The sequence below is a fragment of the Streptomyces sp. NPDC056628 genome (assembly GCF_042792555.1).
In the GTDB taxonomy this organism is placed as follows: domain Bacteria; phylum Actinomycetota; class Actinomycetes; order Streptomycetales; family Streptomycetaceae; genus Streptomyces.
On record NZ_JBHTWG010000007.1, the window covers coordinates 111,811 to 135,906 of the forward strand.

22 protein-coding genes and 1 tRNA gene are annotated in these 24,096 nt (G+C 71.6%); 18 read left to right on the forward strand and 5 right to left on the reverse strand.

The genetic code is table 11. The features are described 5' to 3' along the window. Positions 1-97 precede the first annotated feature (97 nt). The 7 genes from ACFRAC_RS12430 (at position 98) to ACFRAC_RS12460 (ending at position 5,909) form a co-directional block, all read left to right on the forward strand. On the forward strand, positions 98-937 hold the full coding sequence (locus tag ACFRAC_RS12430; protein WP_382923845.1) for a Scr1 family TA system antitoxin-like transcriptional regulator: 840 nt from the start codon (positions 98-100) through the stop codon (positions 935-937). After that, positions 909-1,178 (forward strand): DUF397 domain-containing protein, encoded by a 270-nt coding sequence (locus tag ACFRAC_RS12435; RefSeq protein ID WP_382923846.1) that lies wholly within the window; start codon positions 909-911, stop codon positions 1,176-1,178. The genes ACFRAC_RS12430 and ACFRAC_RS12435 overlap by 29 nt, the downstream gene beginning before the upstream one ends. Next, entirely contained in the window at positions 1,175-1,870 is a 696-nt protein-coding gene (locus ACFRAC_RS12440) for a VanZ family protein (protein ID WP_382923847.1), read from the forward strand. Before ACFRAC_RS12435 ends, ACFRAC_RS12440 begins: the two co-directional genes overlap by 4 nt. Before the next feature lie 9 nt (positions 1,871-1,879). Next, a complete protein-coding gene (locus ACFRAC_RS12445; RefSeq protein WP_382923848.1) occupies positions 1,880-2,557 on the forward strand; it encodes a response regulator transcription factor in 678 nt (225 codons plus the stop codon). After that, the gene (locus tag ACFRAC_RS12450; protein WP_382923849.1) at positions 2,550-3,641 is read left to right on the forward strand and encodes a sensor histidine kinase; all 1,092 of its coding nucleotides are present in this window, start codon (positions 2,550-2,552) and stop codon (positions 3,639-3,641) included. The genes ACFRAC_RS12445 and ACFRAC_RS12450 overlap by 8 nt, the downstream gene beginning before the upstream one ends. Positions 3,642-3,840: 199 nt before the next feature. Further along, a complete protein-coding gene (locus tag ACFRAC_RS12455) occupies positions 3,841-4,302 on the forward strand; it encodes a DUF485 domain-containing protein (protein WP_382923850.1) in 462 nt (153 codons plus the stop codon). Further along, positions 4,299-5,909, forward strand: coding sequence for a cation acetate symporter (locus tag ACFRAC_RS12460; RefSeq protein ID WP_382923851.1), 1,611 nt, complete (start codon positions 4,299-4,301; stop codon positions 5,907-5,909). The genes ACFRAC_RS12455 and ACFRAC_RS12460 overlap by 4 nt, the downstream gene beginning before the upstream one ends. 46 nt (positions 5,910-5,955) lie before the next feature. Here ACFRAC_RS12460 and ACFRAC_RS12465 read toward each other — a convergent pair whose 3' ends face one another. The 3 genes from ACFRAC_RS12465 to ACFRAC_RS12475 form a co-directional block, all read right to left on the reverse strand. Continuing rightward, positions 5,956-6,843 carry a cellulose-binding protein gene (locus tag ACFRAC_RS12465; RefSeq protein WP_382923852.1) on the reverse strand — a complete coding sequence of 296 codons (888 nt, stop codon included), beginning with the start codon at positions 6,841-6,843 and terminating at the stop codon, positions 5,956-5,958. A gap of 261 nt (positions 6,844-7,104) precedes the next feature. Further along, the gene (locus ACFRAC_RS12470) at positions 7,105-9,651 is read right to left on the reverse strand and encodes an SUKH-4 family immunity protein (protein ID WP_382923853.1); all 2,547 of its coding nucleotides are present in this window, start codon (positions 9,649-9,651) and stop codon (positions 7,105-7,107) included. Between the two features lie 8 nt (positions 9,652-9,659). Continuing rightward, on the reverse strand, positions 9,660-10,685 hold the full coding sequence (locus tag ACFRAC_RS12475; RefSeq protein ID WP_382923979.1) for an SMI1/KNR4 family protein: 1,026 nt from the start codon (positions 10,683-10,685) through the stop codon (positions 9,660-9,662). A 317-nt stretch (positions 10,686-11,002) separates the two neighbouring features. Between ACFRAC_RS12475 and ACFRAC_RS12480 the strand changes: the two genes are divergently transcribed. Together ACFRAC_RS12480 and ACFRAC_RS12485 are read left to right on the forward strand one after the other, a co-directional pair. Further along, complete coding sequence (locus ACFRAC_RS12480) at positions 11,003-11,518, forward strand: YwqJ-related putative deaminase (protein WP_382923854.1); 516 nt, start codon at positions 11,003-11,005, stop codon at positions 11,516-11,518. A gap of 88 nt (positions 11,519-11,606) precedes the next feature. Then, complete coding sequence (locus ACFRAC_RS12485) at positions 11,607-12,101, forward strand: SUKH-3 domain-containing protein (protein WP_382923855.1); 495 nt, start codon at positions 11,607-11,609, stop codon at positions 12,099-12,101. A gap of 19 nt (positions 12,102-12,120) precedes the next feature. On the opposite strand, the gene ACFRAC_RS12490 is transcribed toward ACFRAC_RS12485, so the two are convergent. Next, positions 12,121-13,449: a sensor histidine kinase gene (locus ACFRAC_RS12490; protein ID WP_382923856.1), complete on the reverse strand. Its 1,329-nt coding sequence runs from the start codon at positions 13,447-13,449 to the stop codon at positions 12,121-12,123. Positions 13,450-13,616: 167 nt separating this feature from the next. On the opposite strand from ACFRAC_RS12490, the gene ACFRAC_RS12495 reads away from it, so the two are divergent. The 7 genes from ACFRAC_RS12495 (at position 13,617) to ACFRAC_RS12525 (ending at position 19,217) form a co-directional block, all read left to right on the forward strand. Next, a complete protein-coding gene (locus tag ACFRAC_RS12495; RefSeq protein WP_382923857.1) occupies positions 13,617-14,489 on the forward strand; it encodes a hypothetical protein in 873 nt (290 codons plus the stop codon). An 8-nt stretch (positions 14,490-14,497) separates the two neighbouring features. Further along, a tRNA-Gln gene (locus ACFRAC_RS12500) sits at positions 14,498-14,569 on the forward strand. 113 nt (positions 14,570-14,682) lie between these two features. After that, on the forward strand, positions 14,683-16,128 hold the full coding sequence (gene glmU / locus ACFRAC_RS12505; protein ID WP_382923858.1) for a bifunctional UDP-N-acetylglucosamine diphosphorylase/glucosamine-1-phosphate N-acetyltransferase GlmU: 1,446 nt from the start codon (positions 14,683-14,685) through the stop codon (positions 16,126-16,128). A gap of 77 nt (positions 16,129-16,205) precedes the next feature. Then, a complete protein-coding gene (locus ACFRAC_RS12510) occupies positions 16,206-17,186 on the forward strand; it encodes a ribose-phosphate diphosphokinase (protein ID WP_382923859.1) in 981 nt (326 codons plus the stop codon). Positions 17,187-17,368: 182 nt separating this feature from the next. After that, positions 17,369-17,965 carry a 50S ribosomal protein L25/general stress protein Ctc gene (locus tag ACFRAC_RS12515; protein ID WP_382923860.1) on the forward strand — a complete coding sequence of 199 codons (597 nt, stop codon included), beginning with the start codon at positions 17,369-17,371 and terminating at the stop codon, positions 17,963-17,965. 95 nt (positions 17,966-18,060) lie between these two features. Then, positions 18,061-18,663, forward strand: a complete 603-nt coding sequence (gene pth, locus ACFRAC_RS12520; RefSeq protein WP_382923861.1) for an aminoacyl-tRNA hydrolase — start codon at positions 18,061-18,063, stop codon at positions 18,661-18,663. Positions 18,664-18,728: 65 nt separating this feature from the next. After that, positions 18,729-19,217 carry a hypothetical protein gene (locus ACFRAC_RS12525; protein ID WP_382923862.1) on the forward strand — a complete coding sequence of 163 codons (489 nt, stop codon included), beginning with the start codon at positions 18,729-18,731 and terminating at the stop codon, positions 19,215-19,217. A gap of 82 nt (positions 19,218-19,299) precedes the next feature. Here the strand turns inward: ACFRAC_RS12525 and ppc are convergent, their stop codons facing one another. Continuing rightward, positions 19,300-22,041: a phosphoenolpyruvate carboxylase gene (ppc, locus tag ACFRAC_RS12530; protein WP_382923863.1), complete on the reverse strand. Its 2,742-nt coding sequence runs from the start codon at positions 22,039-22,041 to the stop codon at positions 19,300-19,302. Positions 22,042-22,344: 303 nt separating this feature from the next. Here ppc and ACFRAC_RS12535 point away from each other — a divergent pair, with 303 nt between their 5' ends. Together ACFRAC_RS12535 and ACFRAC_RS12540 are read left to right on the forward strand one after the other, a co-directional pair. Further along, positions 22,345-23,355 (forward strand): acyl-CoA desaturase, encoded by a 1,011-nt coding sequence (locus ACFRAC_RS12535; protein ID WP_382923864.1) that lies wholly within the window; start codon positions 22,345-22,347, stop codon positions 23,353-23,355. Further along, a complete protein-coding gene (locus ACFRAC_RS12540) occupies positions 23,352-24,029 on the forward strand; it encodes a TetR/AcrR family transcriptional regulator (protein WP_361340858.1) in 678 nt (225 codons plus the stop codon). Before ACFRAC_RS12535 ends, ACFRAC_RS12540 begins: the two co-directional genes overlap by 4 nt. Positions 24,030-24,096 lie beyond the last annotated feature (67 nt).

A 24,096-nucleotide genomic window follows, 5' to 3' on the forward strand; every position in this document is an offset into this window, starting at 1 on the left:
TTCCGTGCCGTCTCCGACACAGGGTGACGTCACCGTGGGTACGCTCGGAAGGTGGCTCAGTGTGACAACGGAGTCCGCACGGAGGGGAGTCGCCGGGGTGGCCATCGAGGACAACCCGCGTTCGCGGGAGCAGTACGGCGCGGAACTGAAACGGCGCCGGGAGGCGGCCGGTCTGACGCAGGAGGAGCTGAGCCAGCGGGCGGTGATGTCGCGGACGCATATCGCGCACATCGAGGGCGGGCGCCGCAGACCGGACGTCGAGGACGCCCGGCGCCTCGATCAGGTGCTGGGTACGGACGGTTTCTTCGAGAACTTCCTGCCGGTCCTGGACGGCCGCAAGGTGGCGGAACACTTCAAAGGCGCCGCCGAGTTCGAGGGGCAGGCCACCGAGATCCGGCTGTACGCGCCGAAGTTGGTGCCCGGCATTCTCCAGACGCCCGCATACGCCCGCGAGGTGCTCAGTTCCGGCGCCAGGCAGAGGAGCGACGAGCAACGTGACGCCCTGCTTGTCACACGTCTGCAGCGCGGACGCATCCTCGACGATCCCAGCACCCCAGCCGTATGGGCCGTGTTCGACGAGGCCGTGCTGCGACGGCCGATCGGAGGGCCCGCCGTGATGGCGGAACAGCTCCGGCACGTCCTGACGCTCGCCGAGGCCCGGCGCATCCGTGTGCATGTCCTGCCCTTCTCCGCCGGCTATCACGCACTGCTGGAGGGCTTCGTCTCCCTGATGTGGTTCGAGGACCTGCCTCCCGTCGCCTACGTGGAGGGCTTGAGAAACGGCCGCGTCTGGGAACTGCCGTCCGTGGTCCGCGAATGCCAGGTGGCCTACGATCACGCGCTGGGCGACGCGTTGTCGCACCGGGCATCTCTGGCCCTCCTCAGGTCTGCCGCGGAGGATTACGAGCATGAAGCGCAACGAGCACCGCATCCCTGACGCCTCCGTCCTGACCTCGTGGCGCAAGTCGAGCCACAGCGGCGGGGACAGCGGCGACTGCCTCGAAGTCGCCGACACGGCACACCCCTCCGTCCCCGTCCGTGACAGCAAACTCCCCACCGGCCCGGCCCTCGTCTTCTCCGCGTCCGCCTGGACCGCGTTCGTCGGCACCGTGTATCGCGGGCGTATCGAAAACCGCGTACACCCCCGCAACAGCCCCGCCTCTGTCATGGAGGCATGACCCACACCGCGTCCCCGTCCCCTCGGAAGCCGTCCCGCGCTCTCGTCCCTGCCGGGACGGCCGTGCTCGGCGTGGCGGCCGTCCTGTTCCTCCTGCGGCGGCCGCTGATGATGGCCGCGCCGACCTGTATGGCCGGGCGGTGGCACGGCTGCTTCGACACGTTCAACGGCGTGGTGCTGATGACCCTGCTCACCGTTCCGTCGGCCGTCCTGGTGGCGGGGGCGCTGGCCTGGTGGCGGCGCTCCCGCGGGGTCCCGGCGGCATGGCGGCTGTCGCTGGCCGAGGTCGGCATGGTGCACGGCACGGTGCCGTTCGTCTGGCTGATCCTCATGCCCGGCGCGGCGGCGGGCCGGGTCCCCGGCCGGGTCAGCCTCGTACCGCTGCGCGACCTGGTCACGATGGGCCCGCTCGGGATCACCGGCAATCTGCTCGTCTTCGCGGCCCTCGGCTTCTTCGCACCGATGCGGTGCGCGGCGCTGGCGTCCGTGCCGCGTGTGCTGGCGCTCGGGACGGCCTGTTCGGTCGTGGTCGAGACGGCGCAGTACGTGCTGCGCCTGGACCGCGTGTCGTCGGTGGACGACGTCCTGGTGAACGCGGCCGGTGCCGCGCTCGCCGCGCTGGCGTCGCGCCGCTGGTGGCGCGTCCCGGCGCGGCCGTCCTCGCATACGCCGGCGGTACGCACCGCTGCCTAGGCTGCGGACATGCGCGTACTGATCGTGGAGGACGAGCCCTATCTGGCCGAGGCCGTCCGGGACGGCCTGCGGCTGGAGGCGATCGCCGCCGACATCGCCGGTGACGGCGACACGGCCCTGGAGATGCTGAGCGTCCACTCCTACGACATCGCGGTCCTGGACCGTGACATCCCCGGCCCGTCCGGCGACGAGGTGGCCCGGCACATCGTGGCGTCCGGCAGCGGCGTCCCGATCCTCATGCTGACCGCGGCCGACCGGATCGACGACAAGGCGTCCGGGTTCGAGCTGGGCGCCGACGACTACCTCACCAAGCCGTTCGACCTGCGGGAACTCGTCCTGCGGCTGCGGGCGCTGGACCGCAGGCGCGCGCACGCCCGGCCCCCGGTGCGGGAGATCGCGGGCCTGCGCCTGGACCCGTTCCGCCGGGAGGTGTTCCGCGACGGACGCCATGTGGCGCTGACCCGCAAGCAGTTCGCGGTGCTGGAGGTGCTGGTGTCCGCCGAGGGCGGGGTGGTCGGCGCGGAGGAACTGCTGGAGCGGGCCTGGGACGAGAACGCCGACCCGTTCACCAACGCCGTCCGCATCACCGTCTCCGCACTGCGCAAACGGCTGGGCGAGCCGTGGGTCATCGTGACCGTTCCGGGCGTCGGCTACCGCATCGACACCGGCGGCGACGCCCGTGCCTAGGCGTCCCGGCCCGAGCACCCGTCTGAAGCTCACGCTCAGCTACGCCGGTGTCGTCCTGGTCACCGGGGCGGTGCTGCTGGCCGTGGTGTGGGTGTTCCTGCTGCGCTATGTGCCGGACAACTCGCGGGGCCTGCTGGGTATCTCCCCCAACCGGTATCTGCTGTCGCGGATCTTCGGGCGCGCGGCGGCCGTGACGATGGGGGTGCTGCTGGTGGCCGGCCTCGGCGGCGGGTGGATCCTCGCCGGGCGGATGCTGGCGCCGCTCACCCGGATCACGGCCGCCGCCCGGACGGCGGGGAGCGGATCGCTGTCGCACCGTATCCGCATGGAGGGCCGCCAGGACGAGTTCCGTGAACTGGCGGACGCCTTCGACGGCATGCTGGAACGGCTGGAGTCGCACGTGGCCGAGCAGCAGCGGTTCGCCGCGAACGCCTCCCACGAGCTGCGCACCCCGCTGGCCATCTCGCAGGCCCTGCTCGACGTCGCCCGCCGGGACCCGGACGGCGACCACGACGAGGTGTTCGCCCGCCTCCAGGCCGTCAACGCCCGCGCGATCGACCTGACGGAGGCCCTGCTGCTGCTCGGCCGCAGCGACCGGGGCAACTTCGCCCGGGAGACGGTCGACCTGTCCCTGCTCGCCGAGGAGGCCGCCGAGATGCTGCTGCCCCGGGCCGAGGAGCGCGGGATCACGCTGGACGTCTCGGGCGGAGCCGCCCCGGTCGGCGGCTCGGCGGAACTGCTGCTGCGGATGGTGACGAACCTCGTCCAGAACGCGGTCGTCCACAACCTTCCCGACGGCGGCACCGTCACCGTGCGGACCGGGACGCGGGGGGACCTGGGCGAGCTGCGGGTGGAGAACACCGGCCCGCCGGTGCCGCCCGGCCTCGTGCCGACGCTGACCGAGCCGTTCCGGCGCGGCACCGAGCGCGTCCGCACCGACGGGCACGCGGGCGCCGGCCTGGGCCTGGCCATCGTGCACAGCGTCGTCCGCGCGCACGGCGGCACCCTCGATCTGGCGCCCCGTCAGGGCGGCGGCCTGCTGGTCACGGTGCGTCTGCCGGGCCCCGGGCGGACAACGGCCTGACAGGCGGCGCAAAAAGTCTGAGTTAACGCCGGTAACACCGCTGGTCAGACACGACTAGATAGCGATCCCATATACCGACCGATCAGTTTGTCGAAACTCTCGCGCTCGCCCGTACTCCGAAGTAACGTGCGTGGCTCGCCCGCCCCCCACCTCCCTGCGGTCCGCCGCACCGGACCCGAGCCACGCAAGGAGTACCGGGATGTCCTCCCCGTATGAGCCATACCCACCCCATGTGTCCCACGCGCCGCCACCGTCCTACGCCACCTACCCGTGGCAGGCCGCCTTCCCGCCCGAACCCCCCGAGCCGCCGCGCCACCGCGCCCCCGACCACCCTCCGCTCGGGCACCACAGCGACCTGCGGGTGCTGCGCACCGCCTACCGCCTCCAGCGCCGGGTGGCGACTCTCACCGCCCTGGGCTACTTCCTGCTGTTCCTGATCCTGTCCGCCTTCGCACCCGGCTTCATGAGCGACGAGGTCGCCGCCGGCCTGCCCGCCGGACTGCTCCTCGCCCTGCTCCAACTGCCGGTCACCTGGCTGGCGATCGTCCTGTACGAGCACACCGCCCGCCGCTACCTCGACCCGGTCGCCGACCGCATCCGACGGCAGGCCGAGATCGACGCCAAGCGGGACGCCGCCGGGCAGAGGGGGACCGGACGATGACCGACTTCGGCGGAGACGCCCAGGCGATGTCCCTGGTCGCCTTCTGCGCGGTGGCCACCATCACGCTGCTGCTGTGCGTGATGACCGGCCCCGACCGGGACGACCTCGACGAGTTCTACACCGGCTACAGCTCCCTGTCGCCGCTGCGCAACGGCCTCGCGATCGGCGGCGACTACATCAGCGCCGCCACCGTCCTCGGCACCACCGGCGTGGTCGCGCTGTGCGGCTACGACGGCATCGTGCTCGCCCTGAGCACGGCCCTGTCGCTGATGCTGCTGATGTTCCTGCTGGCCGAACCGCTGCGCAACGCGGGCCGGTTCACCATGGGCGACGCCCTCGCCCGCCGGATGCCCGGCCGGGCCGTACGGATGGCCGCGTGCGCGGTGACCCTGGCCGCGCTGCTGCCGCTGATGCTGGTGCAGCTCGCCGGGACCGGCCAGCTGCTCGCGTTCATCCTCGGCTTCTCCAGCGACTCCATGAAGACCGGCTGCATCATCGGCCTGGGCGTGCTGATGATCAGCTACGCGGCGATCGGCGGCATGAAGGGCACCGCCCTCATCCAGATCCTCAAGCTCGTCATGCTGCTCGGCTCGGGGTCCATCGTCGCCCTGCTCATCCTGCACCGCTTCGACTGGGACCCGGGCGCGCTGTTCGACGCGGGCGCCGCGCAGAGCGGCGTCGGCGACGCGTTCCTGAACTCCGGACTGCAGTTCGCGGGCAGCCCGTACCCGCGCCTCGACATGATCACCACGCAGCTCGCCGTCGTCCTCGGCGGCGGCGTCCTGCCGCACATCACCATGCGCATGTACACCGCGACCGGGGCCCGTCAGGTCCGCCGGTCGATGTCCTGGGCGGTGTCCAGCGTCGCCCTGTTCGTGCTGGTGATCACGGTGGTCGGGTTCGGCGCGACCGCGCTGATCGGCCGTGAGGTCATCGCCGGGGCCGACCCGCAGGGCAACACCGCCTTCCTGCTGGGCTCCCGGGCCGTGTTCGGCGCCGACGTCTCGTACGCGGAGACCCTGCTGTTCACGACGGTCACCACCGCCATCTTCCTGACGGTGCTCGCCTCGGTGGCCGGCATGATCCTCGCCTGCGCCAACTCCCTGGCGCACGACGTGTTCGCCACCCGGGCGCGGCGGCTGACCACCCGCCAGGAGATGACCGTGGCCCGGCTGTCGGCCCTGGGCGTCGGCGTCCCGGCGATCCTGCTGGCGACGCTGGCCCAGCACCGCAGCCTGCAGCCCCTGGTGACGCTGTCGTTCACCCTGGGCGCCTCCGCCATCGCCCCCGCGCTCGTCTACAGCCTCTTCTGGCGCCGGTACACCCGCACCGGACTGCTGTGGACCCTGATCGGCGGCGCCGTCGTCGTCCTGCTGCTGATGCCGGGCACCAACCTGGTCTCCGGCTCGCCCATAGCGGCGTTCCCCGAGGCCGACTTCAACTGGTTCCCGTTCACCACACCGGGTCTGGTGTCGATCCCCGCCGGGTTCGCCCTCGGCTACCTCGGGACGGTCCTGTCGGGCCGCAGCGACTCCGACGAACAGCGACGGGAGTACGAGGCCGTCGAAGGATGGATCCTCGCGGGAGCCGTCCGCCGGGGCAACTGACCGCGCACGGCCGAGGGCCCGCCGCCGGTACGCCGGCGGCGGGCCCTCACTCCAGCGCCGCCTGCCCGGTCAGCGCCGTCAGGCTGTTGCGCATCTGCCCGATGTGGGCGCGCACGTCGTCCCAGGTGTCGCTGTGCTCACGCAGCACGCGCTCCGTCTCCAGCGCGATCTCCTCGGCCCGCCGCCGGGCCGCCGCGACCAACTCCTCGGCGTGGGCCCGCGCCTCCTCCCGCAGGCGGCGCGCCGACGCCTCGGCGTCCGCGAACACCTCCGTCGCCTCGGCCAGCGCCGCCTCCGCGCGCGCCTGCCGCTCCCGCTCCGCCGCCTCCTGCGCGGCCAGCCGCTCCTCGGCCTCCCGCTCGGCCCGGACCCACACCGTGTCGCGCCGCTCCGCCTGCTCGGCCAGCGTCCCCACGGTGCGCTGCCGTGCCTCCCGCAACGCGCCCAGCGCCCCCTTGCGTTCCTCCCGCACCTCGCGGCGGGCCGTCACCCGGATCTCGTCCGCCTCGGTCCGGGCCGCGAGCAGCCGCCCCTCCGCGAACCCCTCCGCCTCGGCGGTCACCGCGTCGGCGTGCGTCCGCGCGGCCTCGCGCACCTCGTCCGCCCACGCCTGCGCCTCGTCCATCAGGCGTTGCGCCTCCCGCCGCGCCTCCCCCCGCACGGCCGCGGCCTCCTGCTCGACCAGCTCGAAGATCCGCCGCGCCCGCTCGCCGAGGCTCTCGTACGTCTGCGGGCCGAGCCGCGCCACCTCCTCCTTCAGCTGCTCCGCCTCCGCCTCCATCTCCCGGGCGAGCACGGTGAGCCGGGCGGCCCGCTCCCAGGCGGCGTCACGGTCGCGGGAGAGGGCGTCGACGAACGCGTCGACCTGGTCGGGACGGTAGCCGCGCCCTCGTACGACCATGAAGTCGTACAGCGGGACCAGTGCGCCACTCATCTCGTGACCCCTCTCCACCAAACGGACAGTAAAATGATGATTTAGCGCACATCTTGAAGTATCAGGCGTAAGTGGTCATAACGCGACACTCCGCGTACGGGTGCGGGTCGCGGGCGCGGGGAAGGGCGAACAGCGCACACGAAAGGGGCCGATCCCGGTCTCACCACCGGGATCGGCCCCTCACCACACCCGGCCGCCCTCAGCGGCAGCCGGGTGACATCACGTCACACACTCCACGACCGGACGAACGTCCGTGCGAGGTCAGAGCAGTCCGTCCCACATCTGTTCCAGCAGCACCGACCACCAGCTCTCCGGCGAAGCCAGCGCCGCCGGGTCCAGCGCGGCCAGCTGCGCCTGGAAGTCGACGGTCCAGCGGCCCGCCTGCTCCTGGTTCAGCCCGAACCGCAGCCGCCACATCCGGCCCAGCAACGCCAGGCAGCGCTGGAACTCGGGCAGCCCCGTGTTCACGAACTGCGGCGGCACGGACGCACCGCCCGGCCCGGCCTCCACCGGCACCGCCACGATGTGCGCCGTCCCGTACTGCACACACAGGGCCTTTCCGAAGTCGCTGCCCATCACCAGGTACGACCCCGCGTCCGGCGCCGGCTGCACCCCGCGCTCCTGCGCCAGCTCCGCCAGCGTCGGCACCGGCCGCCCCGGCTGGGCCTGCGACCAGAAGAACGGACCCATGTCCAGCGGCAGACCGCCCACGACCAGGCTGTGCGCCACGATCGGCGGCACACCCTGCCGGGACACCGCGGCCTGCTCGAACCGGAAGATCCCCGGCCCGAACGCCCCGGCGAGCTCGTGCGCCACCCCCTCCGGGGGGATCGGCGGCGCCGGGTGCACCTGCGGCAGCGGGGCCCGCACCGGCGCCGGCCGCGCCGGGCCGTCCGCCACCTGGTGCAACTCGCCCTGGTGCGCCAGCAGCTGACCCATGCCCTGCTGACGGCTCGCGTGGTCCGTGCCGTACGGCGCGATCGACGTGATCCGCGCCTGCGGCCACTGCTCCCGGATCATCCGCGCGCAGTACGCGCCCGGCAGCTCGCACGACTCCAGCTCGGTGTGCAGCTCCAGCACCTGGTCCGGCGGCACGTTCATGGCGCGCAGCTCGTGGAAGATCTGCCACTCCGGGTGCGGCGTGCCCGGCGCCGAACGCCGGATCAGCTGCTGCTCCGAACCGTCCTGCGCGCGGTACCGCAGGACGGCCTGGTAGCCGGGTCCGACGGTCGGCTGCCCCACCGGCTGCTGCGGATAGCCGTACGCCGGCGGCTGCCCCGGGGACGGCGCCATGGCGCCGGGGGGCATGGGCGGCTGGTGGACGCCCGGCGGCACACCGGGACCGGGAGGACCGACCGGTCCGGCGGGTCCGACCGGCCCGGGGCGCCCGGCCGGCACACCGGGGAAGCCGGGGGGCGCTTGCTGGGTGCCGGGAACACCCAGGGCGGGCGGTGGCGGAGGCACGCCGGGACCCGCGACGGGCGGGGCGGACAGCACGGTCTCCGCGTGATGCACGGCACCGGGGTCACCCGCCGGGGCACCGGGAGGCTGCGGAGCACCGGGAGCACCCGGAGGCTTCGGGGTGCCGGGCATGCCCGGGGCACCCGGGGCGCCGGGCGGCGCCGGAGGCCGCGGCGGGCCGCCCCCCTGACCGGGACCGGCGAGCATCGTGTCGGCATGGTGTACCCCACCCGGGGGCGTACCGGCCGGGACACCGGGCGCACCGGGCGCACCCGGCGGACTCGGCACACCAGGGGCACCCGGAGCACCGGGCGGAGCGGGCACGCCCGGAGCACCCGGAGCCCCGGGAGCACTCGGCACACCGGGGGCGCCGAGCGCACCCGGCGGCGGCGGAACCCCCGGCCCCGACGCACCCGCCGGCCCGTCGGGCCCGGGCGACGACACCAGTTGCGTCGCCACATACCCGCCGGCCGGGGCACCCGGAGCGCCCGGCGGCGGAGGCGGCGTCGAGCCACCCGGCCCGCGCGGCGGCGCCTTGCTCGTCGCCGCGTCCGCGATGTCGCCCGCGCCCGGCGCGGGCCGCCCCGGCACACCCGGCGGCTGCGGATACCCGTACGACGGCGGCGCCGGCGGAGGCGGGGGCGCACCCACACCCTGCGGATACCCGTACGACGGCACACCCGACGCGTCCGGACCGTCCGCCGCCGGCTCGATCGCCGTGCCCGGCAGCCCGCCGCCCGCCGCCATCAGCGCCGTCTCGGCATTCGGCGGCGCCGCGGTGTCGTCACCGCTCAGCGGCGGCGCGAACACCGTCTCCGGCAGCGGCACCGAACGGTCCTCGCCCGCGTCGGCATTGGTGTCCGTACCGGCCCACGGAGTCGCCCCCTCGGGCACCGCGTCCCGCGGCTCGTCCGCCACCGCCACCGGCACCGCGTCCCGCGGCTCCTCGTCCGCCGGCTGCCGGCGATCCGGCACACCCATCCGGTCCGCCGCCTCCTGCAACCACTCCGGCGGCGTCAGCAGGAACGACGTCTGGTTCAGATCCACCCGCGCCGCCGGCGCAGGCGCCGGCTCCGCGACCGCGTCGCCCCGGCCGTACTCCTCCTCATAACGGCGGATCACCTCACCCACCGGCAGCGACGGCCACAAGGTGGCCTCCCCGCTGTCCCGGGCGATCACCAGCCGCTGCGCACCGCCGTCCGACCGCGGCCCGTCCGCACGGTCCTCACCCCACACCACGAAGCCCAGCCCGAACTCCCGGACCCGCACCTCACGATGCTGGTACGACGGCACATCGCCGTTGATCCACTCCTCGGCGCGCTCCTGCGCCTGCGCGAACGTCACCATCGCGAAGCTCACTCCCCCGCAGCCGCGGCCTCGACAGGCACCGCACGCGCGAACCCACCGTCCACCATCAGATTCGCCACCGTCTCCAACTCCGGCGGAGAACCCGCCAGCCGGGACAGGAACACGTCGAAGTCCTCACCGCACGGCAGCAGCAGCCGCTCCACCCGCTCGGCCACCGACCACGACGGATCCACGTCCCGCGCGTCGTCGTACGCCGAGAACCACACCGAACCCAGCCGCTCGCCCTTCACCTTCACGGCCAGCAGCCCGCCCTGCACGAACCCCACACACAGATAGTCCTTGGTGAGATGGTCCCGCAGGCACTTGTTCGCATAGACCAGGTCGTTGACCGCCGCCTCGTCCCGCACCGTGAAGAACGGCTGGTCGATCAGCAGCCCCAACTCCGCGTCCAGCGCCGTCCCCACCGGGGCACACCCGCCCGCCGCCTTCAGGAACGAACGGTACGCACCCGGCAACCGGTACCCGAGATCCTCCTCGACCCCCTGCGCCTGCGCCTCCGTCACCGCCACACCGGACTTCGGCAGCCGGAAGTGCGCCGGACGCGTCTCCTGCAACGGCCGCGTCCCACGCTTCCCCTGGTCCACACCCGACGTCGCGATACCGCCGTGATGCCGCAACAGAGCCTTCACCTCGACCGGAACCAACTCCAGCCGCCGCGACCCCGCCACGTGATGCCACGTCCAGCCGTGCGGCGTCGCCACCGCCGGCACCGTGTCCCACAACGCGTGCCCCGACGCCGCCAGCGCCGCGTTCGCCGACACGTAGTCCGTCAGCCGCAACTCGTCGACGCCGAAACCCTCCGGCGGCTCCGCGATCTCCGCAGCCGCCCGCGCGTACGGCGAGAAATCGGGATAACCCCGCTCGTCCACCCGCACCCCTCTCGGGTGCCGGGCCGCCCGCACCGGATCCGGAAAATGCACGACCTGCCCGGCGTAGGCCGCGTTCGGCGGCGCGGCGTGCCCCCCGGCCTGGCGGCCGGGAGGATCCCCCAGCCCGAGCCGACCTGTCGTCATGGCGGTAGCCCCCTGCGGCGTTCTGATCCGGCCCGCCATGACCACACACGGTCACAACGCCCCGAATCGACTGACTCGTCTGCGTCCACGCGTCACCGCATGGAAAGCGGTGGCGACAGCCTATGCGGTACGACGACAACGGTCACCGGCACAGGTGACACCCCCTACCACCACAGTGACAAGGCGTCACCCCACCGTGACAGCAGGCCCCGACACGGGCGTGTCGCATCGCCCCAGCTTCCGCACCCGCCACGGCATTTGGCACTCTGTGACGTCCGAGAGCATGCACGGGGGATGCTCAGGAGGGGATGATGACGATGAACGCGACACAGACCGACCCGCACTCAGGCAGGTCCGGCGACCCCCGCATCGGCTGGAGCGCCGACGGCACCCCGCACGCACCCGCCCTCCTCCACCGCCGCGACGGCATACTCCCCACCGTCGCCGCCGCCCTCTCCGTCCGCGGCGCCACCCTCACCGGCACCGCCGCCCGCGGCGACCAGCCCCCCGCCCTGCACCACCTCGTCCAGGACTTCCTCGACACCCTCACCAGCACCGAACGCGACCGCTTCACCGGACGCTGCGCCGAGACCATCCTCATCTCCCGGCACATCACCGCCGCCGACACCGCCCGCAGCAAACGCGCCGCCCGCAAACCCATGACCAACGGCGAAGCCCGCAAAGCACTCAGACAAGCCAAACTCACCACCCGCCGCATCCGCGAGGACGGCGACCCCCTGCACGGCAGCTTCGTCACCCCCTGCCGCGCCTGCACCGCCCTCAGCGCCCACTTCGGCGTCCGCATCGTCGACCCCACCCCGCCCGCCGACTGACCCCCCACCCGCACCACCGCACACCGCCGCGCGCGCCCGGACACCCGCCCCCCACCCGGCCCCGGCACACTCGACGAACGAAGAGCCGATGCACACCGACCGCACCTCGACCACCCGCTTCCCCGTACCCGTCGACGCCGCCCTGCGCGCCGCCGGCTGGCAACCCGGACGCTGGGACATCAAACAAGCCGAGATCTGGGCCGACACCCTGCGCGACCACACCTCACCCGCGGGCCACCGGCACACCGTCTTCCCCGCCGCCGTCGAAGCCTGGGCCGAATTCGGCGGCCTCCACATCACCCCCGGCGGCCCCGGACGCCAGATCGCCCCCGCCACCCTCCACCTCGACCCCCTGCACGGCCTCCACCTGGCCCGCACCCTCGGCGACCTCGGCCGCGCCCTCGACACCGACGTCAGCCCCCTCGGCATCGAGACCGACACCGACTCCCTGCTCGCCATCGACACCGAAGGCCGTGTCTACGCCCTCGACCACACCGGCGACTGGTACCTCGGAGGCGACATCGACCAGGCCCTCGCCGGCCTCGTCACCGGCCTCGAACCCGCCCGCCTCATCGCCCCCTGACCCAGGCCGACGACCCCGGTCAGACCGCCGGAATCACCGCCGACACCCGAAAACCCCCCGCGTCCGTCGGGCCCGACACGAACACCCCGCCCAGCGCAGACACCCGCTCCTTCATCCCCACCAGACCGTTGCCCCCCGACGGCAGCCGCGCCGACGACGCCGACCCCGCCTCCGGCGGCGGCTCGTTCTCCACCTGCATCGCGATCTCCGACACCCGATGCGCCAGCCGCACATACGTCTTCGCACCCGCCGCGTGCTTGTGGACGTTCGTCAACGCCTCCTGCACCACCCGGTACGCCGTCTGCTCCACCTCCGGCGCGTACACCCGCGACTCCCCCTCCACCGACAGATCCACGGCCATCCCCGCCGCCGCCGACTGCCCCACCAGCTCGTCCAGCTCCGACAACCACGGCCCCTCGGCGACCGGCTCCCGCGCCCGCCCCCGATCCGCCGCCACCGCCGCAACCACCCCCACCGCCGCCAGCGGAACCACCGCACCCCGCGACGCACCCCCGGACGCCACACCACTGCGCAGCACCCCGAGCATCTCCCGCAGCTCCGTCAACGCCTGCCGGCCCATGTCCCCCACCAGCGCGGCATTGCGCACGGCCTTCTCCGGGTCCTTCCGCGCCACCGCCTGCAACGCCGCCGCGTGCACCACCATCAGACTCACCCGATGCGCGACCACGTCGTGCATCTCACGCGCGATCCGCGTCCGCTCCTCGTTGCGCGCCCACTCGGCCCGCTCCTCCGCCCGCTCCGCGAGCAGCTGAAGCTCCCGCTCCAGACTGTCCGCCCGCTCCCGCAAGCTCTCCATCAGCCGGCGCCGAGCCCCCACGTACAGCCCCAGCAGCAACGACGGCGCCGTCAGCCCGATCGCCGTCGTCACCGACGCGAACGGCACCACCCAGTCGCCGACCGTCAGACTCCCCCGCGCCACGTCCTGGCGCACCCACACGAACGTCACGATCAGCGTGCCGACGAACGACATCCCCGCCAGCGACGCGATGATCCGGCGCGGCAACTCCGAAGCGGCCAGCGTGTACAGGCCGACGATGCTCAGCAGGAAACCCATCTGCGCCGGCAGCACCGCGATCGACACCAGCACCACGGCGATCGGCCAGCGGCGCCGCAGCAGCAGCACGGAACCCGCCAGCGCCCCGAACACCACCCCGACCGGCACCGGCAGCCCCGCGTCCCGCGCGAAGCCGACCCCCTCGAACGCGCACTCCACCGCCGACGCGACAGCCAGCGTCACGTCCAGCGCGGCACCACGCGCTCTGCTCCACCACCATGGCCCTGCCCCCGGCGGCGACTCCCCGGCGTGCTCTTCCCCCGTCCTGGTCATGCCTCCAGCCTACGGGCGCACACCCCCCGATTTCCGTCGACTTTCACGGACCGTCCACGACCACACCGAGTGACCACCCCGGCACGGAACGCCCCGGATTCCCCCGAACTGCTGAACCACCCCGCCCAGCCCCCCGGAACCCCAGATTCCCCCCGGACGCTGTGCCCATGGCACATGCATCCGGCAAGCACGCGGACTTCGAGGACCTCCGGGACCAGGCCGTGGCGCTGCGACGACAGGGCCGCAGCCTTCGGCAGATCCGCGACGAACTGAAGATCTTCAACAACGACCTCCTCAACCAACTGGTGAAGGGCGAGCCCCCACCGGCGTGGACCAGGCGCCCGAACGCCAAGGACGACCTCCGCGACCGCGCCCGCGAGCTGCGCCTACGGGGCTGGACCTACGACCGGATCCAGCTCGAACTCGGCTGCTCGAAGAGCTCGATCTCCCTCTGGGTGCGGGACCTCCCCAAACCGGACCGCACGAGGACCCCGGAGGAGGCACGGGAGATCTCCCGGAGGGGGTGGGAGGCGAAGCTGCGCATCCGTGACGAGGAGCGGCGGCGGACCAAGGAGGCCGCTCGCCAGGCCGTCGCCGCGCTGTCGGCGCGGGAGCTCTTCCTCGTCGGCGTGGGCCTCTACTGGGCCGAGGGCACCAAGGACAAGCCGTACGACCGGCGCGAGAAGGTGACCTTCTGCAACAGCGACCCCGGCATGATCCAGGTGTACCTCGCGTGGCTCGACCTCCTCGGCGTCGAGCGCGAGCGTCTGCGCTTCCACGTCCTGATCCACGAGAACGCGGACGTCGCGGGCGCCGAGGAGTACTGGGCCGGCCTCGTCGGTGCGGACCGCTCCGCCTTCCACAAGACGACCCTCAAGAAACACAACCCGAAGACGGTCCGCAAGAACGTGGGCGACTCCTATCGGGGTTGCCTGGTGATCAAAGTCCTGCGGGGTGCCGAGTTGTACCGTCGCATCGAAGGCTCTTGGTACGGCATAGTGTTGGCAGCCACCCAGCCGATCGACGAGATGTCCGATTAGCCGGGCTTTCCCCCGTGGTGTAATTGGCAACACACGTCACTTTGGATGATGTATTTCAGGTTCGAGTCCTGACGGGGGAGCAGCGTTCGGGTCCTGACCCCTCCGGGGTCGGGGCCCGCTCTCATGTCGCCCCGGAAACGCCCCGGTATCCTGCGGATGTCACCCCTCCCCCATCACAGCCGAAGGGCATCCCGTGAGCGCCATTCGCCCGGCAGCCGTCGTCGTTCTCGCAGCGGGTGAGGGCACCCGTATGAAGTCGGCCACACCCAAGGTCCTCCACGAGCTCTGCGGACGCAGCCTCGTAGGGCATGTCCTGGCCGCTTCCCGTGAGTTGGACCCCGAGCACCTCGTCGTCGTGGTCGGCCACGCCCGCGAGAAGGTCACCGCGCATCTCGCCGAGATCGACCCCGGTGTGCGCACGGCCGTGCAGGCGCAGCAGAACGGCACGGGTCACGCGGTGCGGATGGCTCTGGAGGAGTTGCGCGGTCCGGTGGAGGGCACGGTGGTGGTCGTCTGTGGCGACACGCCGCTGCTGACGGGCGCGACGCTGTCGGCGCTGGCGGCGGCGCACGCGGCGGACGGCAACGCGGTGACCGTGCTGACGGCGGAGGTGCCGGACGCGACGGGGTACGGCCGGATCGTGCGGGACGCGTCGGGCGCGGTGACGGCGATCGTGGAGCACAAGGACGCGTCGGAGTCGCAGCGGGCGATCCGGGAGATCAATTCCGGGGTGTTCGCGTTCGACGGGCAGTTGCTGGCGGACGCGCTGGGCAAGGTGCGCACGGACAACAGTCAGGGTGAGGAGTACCTGACGGACGTGCTGGGCATTCTGCGGGAGGCCGGGCACCGGGTGGGTGCGTCGGTGGCGGCGGATCACCGTGAGATCGCGGGGATCAACAATCGCGTGCAGCTGGCGGAGGCGCGGCGGATCCTGAACGACCGGTTGCTGACGGCGGCGATGCTGGCGGGGGTGACGGTGGTGGATCCGGCGTCGACGTGGGTCGACGTGGCGGTGACGTTCGAGCAGGACGCGGTGGTGCTGCCGGGTACGCAGCTGCTGGGTGCGACGCATCTGGGTGAGGGTGCGGAGGTCGGGCCGAACTGCCGGCTGCGGGACACGCGGGTGGGGGCGGGGGCCCGGGTGGACAACACGGTGGCGGATGGTGCCGTGGTGGGTGCGGGCGCGTCGGTGGGGCCGTTCGCGTATTTGCGTCCGGGTACCCGTCTGGGTGCGAAGGGCAAGATCGGTACGTACGTGGAGACGAAGAACGCGTCGATCGGTGAGGGGACGAAGGTTCCGCATCTGTCGTACGTGGGGGACGCGACGATCGGCGAGTACACGAACATCGGCGCGGCGAGTGTGTTCGTGAACTACGACGGTCAGGACAAGCACCACACGACGGTGGGGTCGCACTGCCGCACTGGTTCGGACAACATGTTTGTGGCTCCTGTCACGATCGGGGATGGTGCGTACACCGCCGCGGGGTCCGTGATCACGAAGGATGTGCCGCCCGGTTCGCTGGCCGTGGCCCGTGGCCAGCAACGGAATATCGAGGGTTGGGTGGCTCGTAAGCGTCCGGGGAGTGCGGCGGCGCGGGCGGCTGAGGAGGCGTCCGGGCAGGGCGGAAGCGAAGGCTGACCGGAAACGGGCGCGTCGGACACGGCGTACCGTGATAGGTGCACACCCAGCTGAGACACCTCTGAGGAGACAGTGCTGTGACCGGGATCAAGACGACCGGCGAGAAGAAGATGATGTTCTTCTCCGGCCGCGCCCACCCCGAGCTTGCCGAGGAGGTCGCCCAGCAGTTGGGTGTCGGGGTTGTCCCCACGAAGGCCTTCGACTTCGCGAACGGCGAGATCTATGTGCGGTATCAGGAGTCGGCGCGCGGCGCGGACTGTTTCCTGATCCAGAGCCACACGGCGCCGATCAACAAGTGGATCATGGAGCAGTTGATCATGATCGACGCGTTGAAGCGTGCGTCGGCCCGCTCGATCACCGTGATCGTGCCCTTCTACGGCTATGCCCGTCAGGACAAGAAGCACCGTGGCCGTGAACCGATCTCGGCCCGTCTGATCGCGGACCTGATGAAGACGGCCGGCGCGCACCGCATCCTGACCATGGATCTGCACACGGACCAGATCCAGGGCTTCTTCGACGGCCCGGTGGATCACCTGTTCGCGCTGCCGCTGCTGGCGGACTACGTGGGCCGGAAGGTCGACAAGGACAAGCTGACGGTCGTCTCGCCGGACGCGGGCCGGGTGCGGGTCGCGGACCGCTGGTGCGACCGGCTGGGCGCGCCGCTGGCGATCGTGCACAAGCGGCGTGACAAGGACGTGGCGAACCAGGTGACCGTCCACGAGGTCGTGGGTGAGGTCAAGGGCCGCGTGTGCGTGCTGGTCGACGACATGATCGACACGGGTGGCACGATCTGCGCCGCGGCGGACGCGCTCTTCGCGCACGGCGCGGAGGACGTCATCGTCACCGCGACGCACGGTGTGCTGTCGGGTCCGGCGGCGGACCGGTTGAAGAACTCGCGGGTGAGCGAGTTCGTGTTCACCAACACGCTGCCCACTCCGGGTGAGCTGGCGGCGGATCTGGACAAGCTGACGGTGCTGTCGATCGCGCCGACGATCGCGAGCGCGGTGCGTGAGGTGTTCGAGGACGGTTCGGTGACGAGCCTGTTCGACGAGCAGTAGGACGAGCTGTAGAGATCGTTTTGGGAACGGCCTCCGGGTCCGAGTAGACTGCTGCAGTTGCTCGGCGAGGGAGGCCGTTTCCCGTTGCGGGATGCGGTGGTCCGTTATCGACGCGCTCTTCGTAGCAGGCCGTTCGTGGCCGGGTGACCCCGTCCGTTCTACTTCTACGAGGAGTGATCGTCATGTCCGAGGTGAAGATCTCCGCCGAGTTCCGTACCGAGTTCGGCAAGGGTGCGGCCCGTCGTATCCGTCGTGACAACAAGGTTCCGGGTGTGCTGTACGGGCACGGTTCCGACCCGCTGCACCTGACGCTTCCGGGCCACGACCTGCTGCTGGCGCTGCGTACGCCGAACGTCCTGATCGCGCTGGACATCGACGGCAAGACCAACGAGCTGGCCATCCCGAAGGCCGTGCAGCGCGACCCGCTGAAGGGCTTCCTGGAGCACGTCGACCTGCAGCTGGTCAAGCGCGGCGAGACCGTCACGGTCGAGATCCCCGTGCACGCCGAGGGCGAGCTGGCCCCGGGCGGCAACCTGCTCGAGCACGTGCTGAACGCCCTTCCGGTCGAGGCCGAGGCCACGCACATCCCCGAGTCGGTCACCGTGTCGGTGGAGGGCCTCGCGGCCGGCGCCTCGATCCTCGCCAAGGACATCGAGCTGCCCAAGGGCACCAAGCTGGCCGTCGAGGACGACACCGTCGTGCTGCAGGTCCTGGCCGCGCAGGCCGAGGAGTCCGCCGAGGGCGCCGAGGCCGAGGGCGAGGACGTCGCCGAGGCCTGATCCTCGAGTCGTGGCGGGAGCCGTTCCGGTTCCGCCGTCGTGTTCGCCGGCCGCCGTCCCTCCGGGGGCGGCGGCCGGCGCGTATCAATGGAGACGTGGACGTGACGACCGATCCGAGTGCGCCGTGGCTGATCGCCGGTCTCGGTAATCCGGGGCCCGAGTACGCCAGGAACCGGCACAACGTGGGGTTCATGGTGGTGGATCTGCTGGCGGAGCGGATCGGGGGCAAGTTCAAGCGGGCCGGGAAGGCGCAGGCGCAGGTCGTCGAGGGGCGCATCGGCCCGCCCGGTCCGGCGAACCGGCGGGTGGTGCTGGTGAAGCCGATGTCGTACATGAACCTGTCGGGTGGCCCGGTGAACGCGCTGCGCGACTTCTACAAGGTGCCGCTGGGCAACATCGTCGCCGTGCACGACGAACTGGACATCGACTACGGCACGCTGCGGCTGAAGCTCGGCGGCGGGGACAACGGGCACAACGGCCTGAAGTCGATGACAAAAGCCATGGGTTCCGACTATCACCGGGTGCGGTTCGGCGTGGGGCGTCCGCCGGGCCGGATGCCGGTGGCGGACTTCGTGCTGAGGGACTTCTCGGCGGCGGAGCGCAAGGAGCTGGACTATTTCGTGGACCGGGCGGCGGACGCGGTGGAGTGTCTGGTGACCGAGGGTCTGGAGCGGGCGCAAAGCACGTACAACTCGTGACGTGTCGGTCCGTACAGCCGACCCGAAGTTGACCGTTCGCAGGGGCATGGCCAAAGATCGCGGCCATGCCTTCTGCCGTTGTCTCCAGTCAGGGCGCCGTCTCCGCGCTGCGGTTCGGGCGGATCGTGGTGATGGGGGCGGTGGTGCTGCTGATCCTGGTCGCGGGTGTGTGGGGGTCGTGGGGCAGTGCCCAGCACGTGATGCTCGCCAAGGGCCGTGAGCACGGCACGATCGAGGTGGTCCGGTGCGGCGCGGACACGTGCGGCGGGCCGTACACGCCGGTGTCGGCGGGGTCGCGGGCGCGCGCTTCGGCGGTGATCGAGAAGAGCGTCGCGGTGCGCAAGGGGGAGACGTACGCGGTGGTGGTGAAGCCGGGGACGGACGAGGTGGTGCGTTCGGGTCCGGCGGGTGTGCTCTACGCGTGGGTGCCGCTGGGGGGCGCGCTGCTGCTGGCGTCGGTGGTCGCGGCGGGCGGTCTGCGCCGGGCCCGGCTGGCCTGGCTCCTGGCGGGCACGGGCGTGGCCCTGCTGACGGGGGCGTACGTGATCGTGTGAGGCGGCCGCGGGCCTGACCCGCGCGGTGTGATGGCAGTGCCCCCGTGCCGGTGCCGGCGCGGGGGCACTGCCGTCGTGCGGGTCAGCCGGTGTTGCGCAGGCCGGCGGCGACGCCGTTGACGGTGAGGAGCAGGGCGCGGGCGAGCAGCGGGTCGGGGTCGGCGCCGCTGGCGGCGGCGTCGCGCTGGCGCTTGAGCAGGGCGACCTGCAGGTAGGAGATCGGGTCGAGGTAGGCGTCGCGGATGGCGAACGTCTGCCTGAGGACGGGCTGGGCGTCGAGGAGTTCGCTCTCGCCGGTGACCCGCAGGACCTCGCGGACGGTGAGTTCGTGCTCGGCCTCGATGGTGGCGAAGATGTGCTGGAGCTCCTCGGGGACGAGGGTCTCGACGTAGTGGCGGGCGATGCGCAGGTCGGTCTTCGCGAGGGTCATCTCGACGTTGGAGATGAAGTTGCGGAAGAAGTGCCACTGCCCGTGCATCTCGTCGAGCACGGTGTCCAGGCCGGCCTCGCGCAGTGCCTTCAGGCCGCTGCCGACACCGAACCAGCCGGGGACGATCTGCCGGGACTGGGTCCAGCCGAACACCCAGGGGATGGCGCGCAGCCCGTCGAGGGAGACGCCGGAGCCGGGGCGGCGGGAGGGCCGCGAGCCGAGGTGCAGGTCGGCGAGCTGGTCGACGGGGGTGGACGCGACGAAGTACGTCGGCAGGTCGGGGTCCTCGACGAGCTTGCGGTACGCGGTGTGCGCGGCGTCGGAGACGACGTCCATCGCGGCGTCCCAGCGGGCGAGCGCCTCGGTGGACTGGCGCGGCGCGGTGTGCAGCGCGGAGGCCTGGAGGGTGGCGGCGACGGTCAGTTCCAGGTTCTCGCGGGCCAGCGAGGGGACGAGGTACTTGTCGGAGATGACCTCGCCCTGTTCGGTGACCTTGATGGCGCCTTCGAGGGTGCCCCAGGGCTGGGCGAGGATCGCGTCGTGGGAGGGGCCGCCGCCGCGGCCGACGGTGCCGCCGCGGCCGTGGAAGAGGCGCAGCCGGACGCCGTAGCGGTGGGCGACGTCGCGCAGCCGGCGCTGGGCGCGGTGGATCTCCCACTGGCTGGTGGTGATGCCGCCGAACTTGGAGGAGTCGGAGTAGCCGAGCATGACCTCCTGGACGTCGCCGCGCAGCGCGACGAGGCGCCGGTAGGACGGGTCGGAGAGCATGTCCTCCAGGATGGTGTCGGCGGCCTTGAGCTCGTCCGTGGTCTCCAGGAGGGGGACGATGCCGATCTTGGCCCAGCCGGCGTGCAGGTCGAGCAGGCCGGCCTCGCGGGCGAGGACGGTGGCGGCGAAGACGTCGTCGGCGCCCTGGCACATGGAGATGATGTAGGACTCGATGACCTCGGGTCCGAAGACCTCCAGGGCCCGCTTGACGGTCTGGAAGACGCCGAGGGTCTTCTCGGCGGCGGCGTCGACGGGTGCCGGGGTGGGGGCGAGGGGCCGCCGGGAGCGCAGTTCCTTGGCGAGGAGCTTGGTGCGGTAGTCGCGGGGCATGTCGGCGTAGCGCCAGGACTCCTCGCCGAGCCGGTCGAAGAGCTGGCCCAGGGCGTGGTGGTGGGCGTCGGCGTGTTCGCGGACGTCCATGGTGGCGAGTTGGAGGCCGAAGGCGGCGAGGGTGCGGATGGTGCGGTCCAGGCGTCCGTCGGCGAAGAGGCCACCGCGGTGTTCGCGCAGGGAGCTCTGGATCAGGGTGAGGTCGGAGAGCAGTTCGCCGGTGCCGAGGTAGTCGCGGCCGGCCTCGTGCGGGGTGTTGCGGGCCAGGCGGGTCTTGGTGTTCTCCAGCTTCTGGCGGATGCAGGTGGCCTTGAGCCGGTAGGGCTCTTCGGCGTTGAGGCGCTTGTAGCGGGGGCTGATCTCGGGGAGGGCGTCGAGGTCGGCCTGGAGGGAGGCGAGGAGTTCGTCGGTGGCGCCGGTGTAGCGGATGGAGTTCGACAGGAAGCCGCGCAGCTCGTCGATCATCTCCAGGGCGTCGTTGATGCCGTGTTCGTGCTGGAGGATGAGGATGTCCCAGGTCACCTGGGGGGTGACGTTGGGGTTGCCGTCGCGGTCGCCGCCGATCCAGGTGCCGAAGGTGAGGGGACGGGTGTCGTCGGGGAGCTTGTGCCCGACGCGTTCCAGTTCGGCGGTGAGGTCCTCGAGGACGTCGCCGACGGCGCCGGCGTGCAGTTCGTCGAGGTAGTAGATGGCGTTGCGGGCCTCGTCGGCGGGCTCGGGGCGGACGACGCGCAGTTCGTCGGTCTGCCAGACGAGGTCGATGTTCTCGGCCAGTCGGGTGTCGTTGCGGCGGCGGTCGCCTTCGAGGACGGGCGTCTCCAGGAGGGCGGCGATGCGCCGCAGCTTGTTGAGGACGGAGCGGCGGGCGGCCTCGGTGGGGTGTGCGGTGAAGACGGGGCGCACGTTGAGGTTCTGGATGGTCTGCCGCAGGTGCTCGGGGTCGGCGTCCTTGAGCCGGTCGGCGGTGCGGGCGAGCAGGCCGCCCTCGGCGGCGCGCCGGGCGCGCAGTTCGCGGCCGCGGTGGACCTGTTCGGTGACGTTGGCCAGGTGGAAGTAGGTGGAGAAGGCGCGGACCAGCTTGGCCGCGGTGTCGAGTTCGGTGCCGCGCAGCAGTTCGGCGGCGGCCTCGCCGTCCTCCCGGGTGAGGCGGCGGACCTTCTCGACGAGTTCCAGCAGCTCCGGGCCTTCTTGGCGGACGAGTGTCTCGCCGAGGAGGTCACCCAGCCGGCGGATGTCGGCACGCAGCTCGGCGCTGGCGGTCTCCTGGGACACGGTCTGGTCGTCGGCACTGCTCACAGGTGCGGCTCCTTGCAGTGTTGAAGCTCGTCTGGGAGGGGAACCCGGCGCCGGGGGCCGTGCGGCGGGACCGCCGCTTACGGCTCCTGACATCCGGGAAGAAATCAGAGCGGACCGCGCTGTCCGACCGAGACAAGGATAGGTGTCCACAGGGAGGCGCTGTCTCACGGGCTCTTGCCGCAGGGCGGCGCACTGCCATACTTACGACGCCGTAGGTTACGGAACCGTAGGCACCGCCCCGACGGAGCCTGCCCGACCGTGACACGGCATCTGTCACAACCCTCGACCCCACAGGGGACGCCCATGACCACGAGCTCCGATGTGATCCAAGACGCCCCGAAGGCGAACGACGACACCCCGACTCCCAGCGCCACGCTCGGCGGCGAGAAGAAACGGTCGATCGAGCAGATCGCGCTTCTGCTCTTCATCATCCTGCCGTTCCTCGCGCTCCTCGCGGCGGTTCCGCTGGCCTGGGGCTGGGGGGTGAGCTGGCTCGACCTCGGCCTGCTGGTCTTCTTCTACTTCCTGGGCTGCCACGGCATCACGATCGGCTTCCACCGCTACTTCACGCACGGTTCGTTCAAGGCCAAGCGGCCGCTGCGGATCGCTCTGGCCGTCGCGGGGTCGATGGCCGTGGAGGGCCCGGTCGTGCGCTGGGTGGCGGACCACCGCAAGCACCACAAGTTCTCGGACGCCGAGGGCGACCCGCATTCGCCGTGGCGGTTCGGTGAGACCCTGCCGGCCCTGATGAAGGGCCTGTGGTGGGCGCACATCGGGTGGATGTTCGACGAGGAGCAGACGCCGCAGGAGAAGTACGCGCCGGACCTGATCAAGGACCCCGCGATCCGCGCCGTCTCCCGTCACTTCGTGTCCTTCACGGTCCTGTCGCTGGCGCTGCCCGCCGTGATCGGCGGTCTGGTGACGATGTCCTGGTGGGGCGCGTTCACCGGCTTCTTCTGGGGCTCCCTCGTCCGGGTGGCCCTGCTGCACCACGTGACCTGGTCGATCAACTCCATCTGCCACGCCGTGGGCAAGCGCCCGTTCAAGTCCCGGGACCGCTCGGGCAACGTGTGGTGGCTGGCCGTCCTGTCGTGCGGCGAGTCCTGGCACAACCTGCACCACGCCGACCCGACGTCCGCCCGGCACGGTGTGGAGCGCTGGCAGATCGACTCCTCGGCCCGCTTCATCCGCATCTTCGAGAAGTTCGGCTGGGCCTACGACGTGCGCTGGCCGTCACGCTCGCGTATCGATTCCCGACGGAACACCGGGGAAGACGGCGCACACCGCCGGAAGGAACCCGCGAAGGCGGCATGATTGACGCCGTGGCGACCGACTCCAGCAGCACCTCCAGCAACGACAAGCCGCGGCGGGCGCGCCGTACCCGGATGACCGGTGCGGAGCGCCGCCAGCAGTTGCTGGAGATCGGTCGCACCCTGTTCGCGGCGAAGGGGTTCGAGGGCACGTCCGTGGAGGAGATCGCGGCGAAGGCCGGGGTGTCCAAGCCGGTGGTGTACGAGCACTTCGGCGGCAAGGAGGGCCTGTACGCGGTCGTCGTGGACCGCGAGATGCGGCGGCTGCTGGACATGGTGACCAGCTCGCTGACCGCGGGGCATCCGAGGGAGCTGTGCGAGCAGGCGGCGTTCGCGCTGCTGGACTACATCGAGGAGTACACGGACGGCTTCCGCATCCTGGTCCGCGACTCCCCCATCCCCCAGTCGACGGGGTCGTTCGCCTCGCTGATCTCCGACATCGCCACCCAGGTGGAGGACATCCTCGGCCGCGAGTTCAAGAGCCGCGGCTTCGACCCGAAGCTGGCGCCGCTGTACGCGCAGGCGCTGGTGGGGATGGTCGCCCTGACCGGGCAGTGGTGGCTGGACGTGCGCCGGCCGAAGAAGGCGGAGGTGGCGGCGCACCTGGTGAACCTGGCGTGGCACGGGCTGGACGGGCTGGAGGCCCGGCCGCATCTGATCGGGCGCCGCAAGAGCTGACGCCGACGCGCACCGGCACGAAGAGGCGGGGTGCCGGTGCGGCACCCCGCCTGTTCGTGTCCACGCC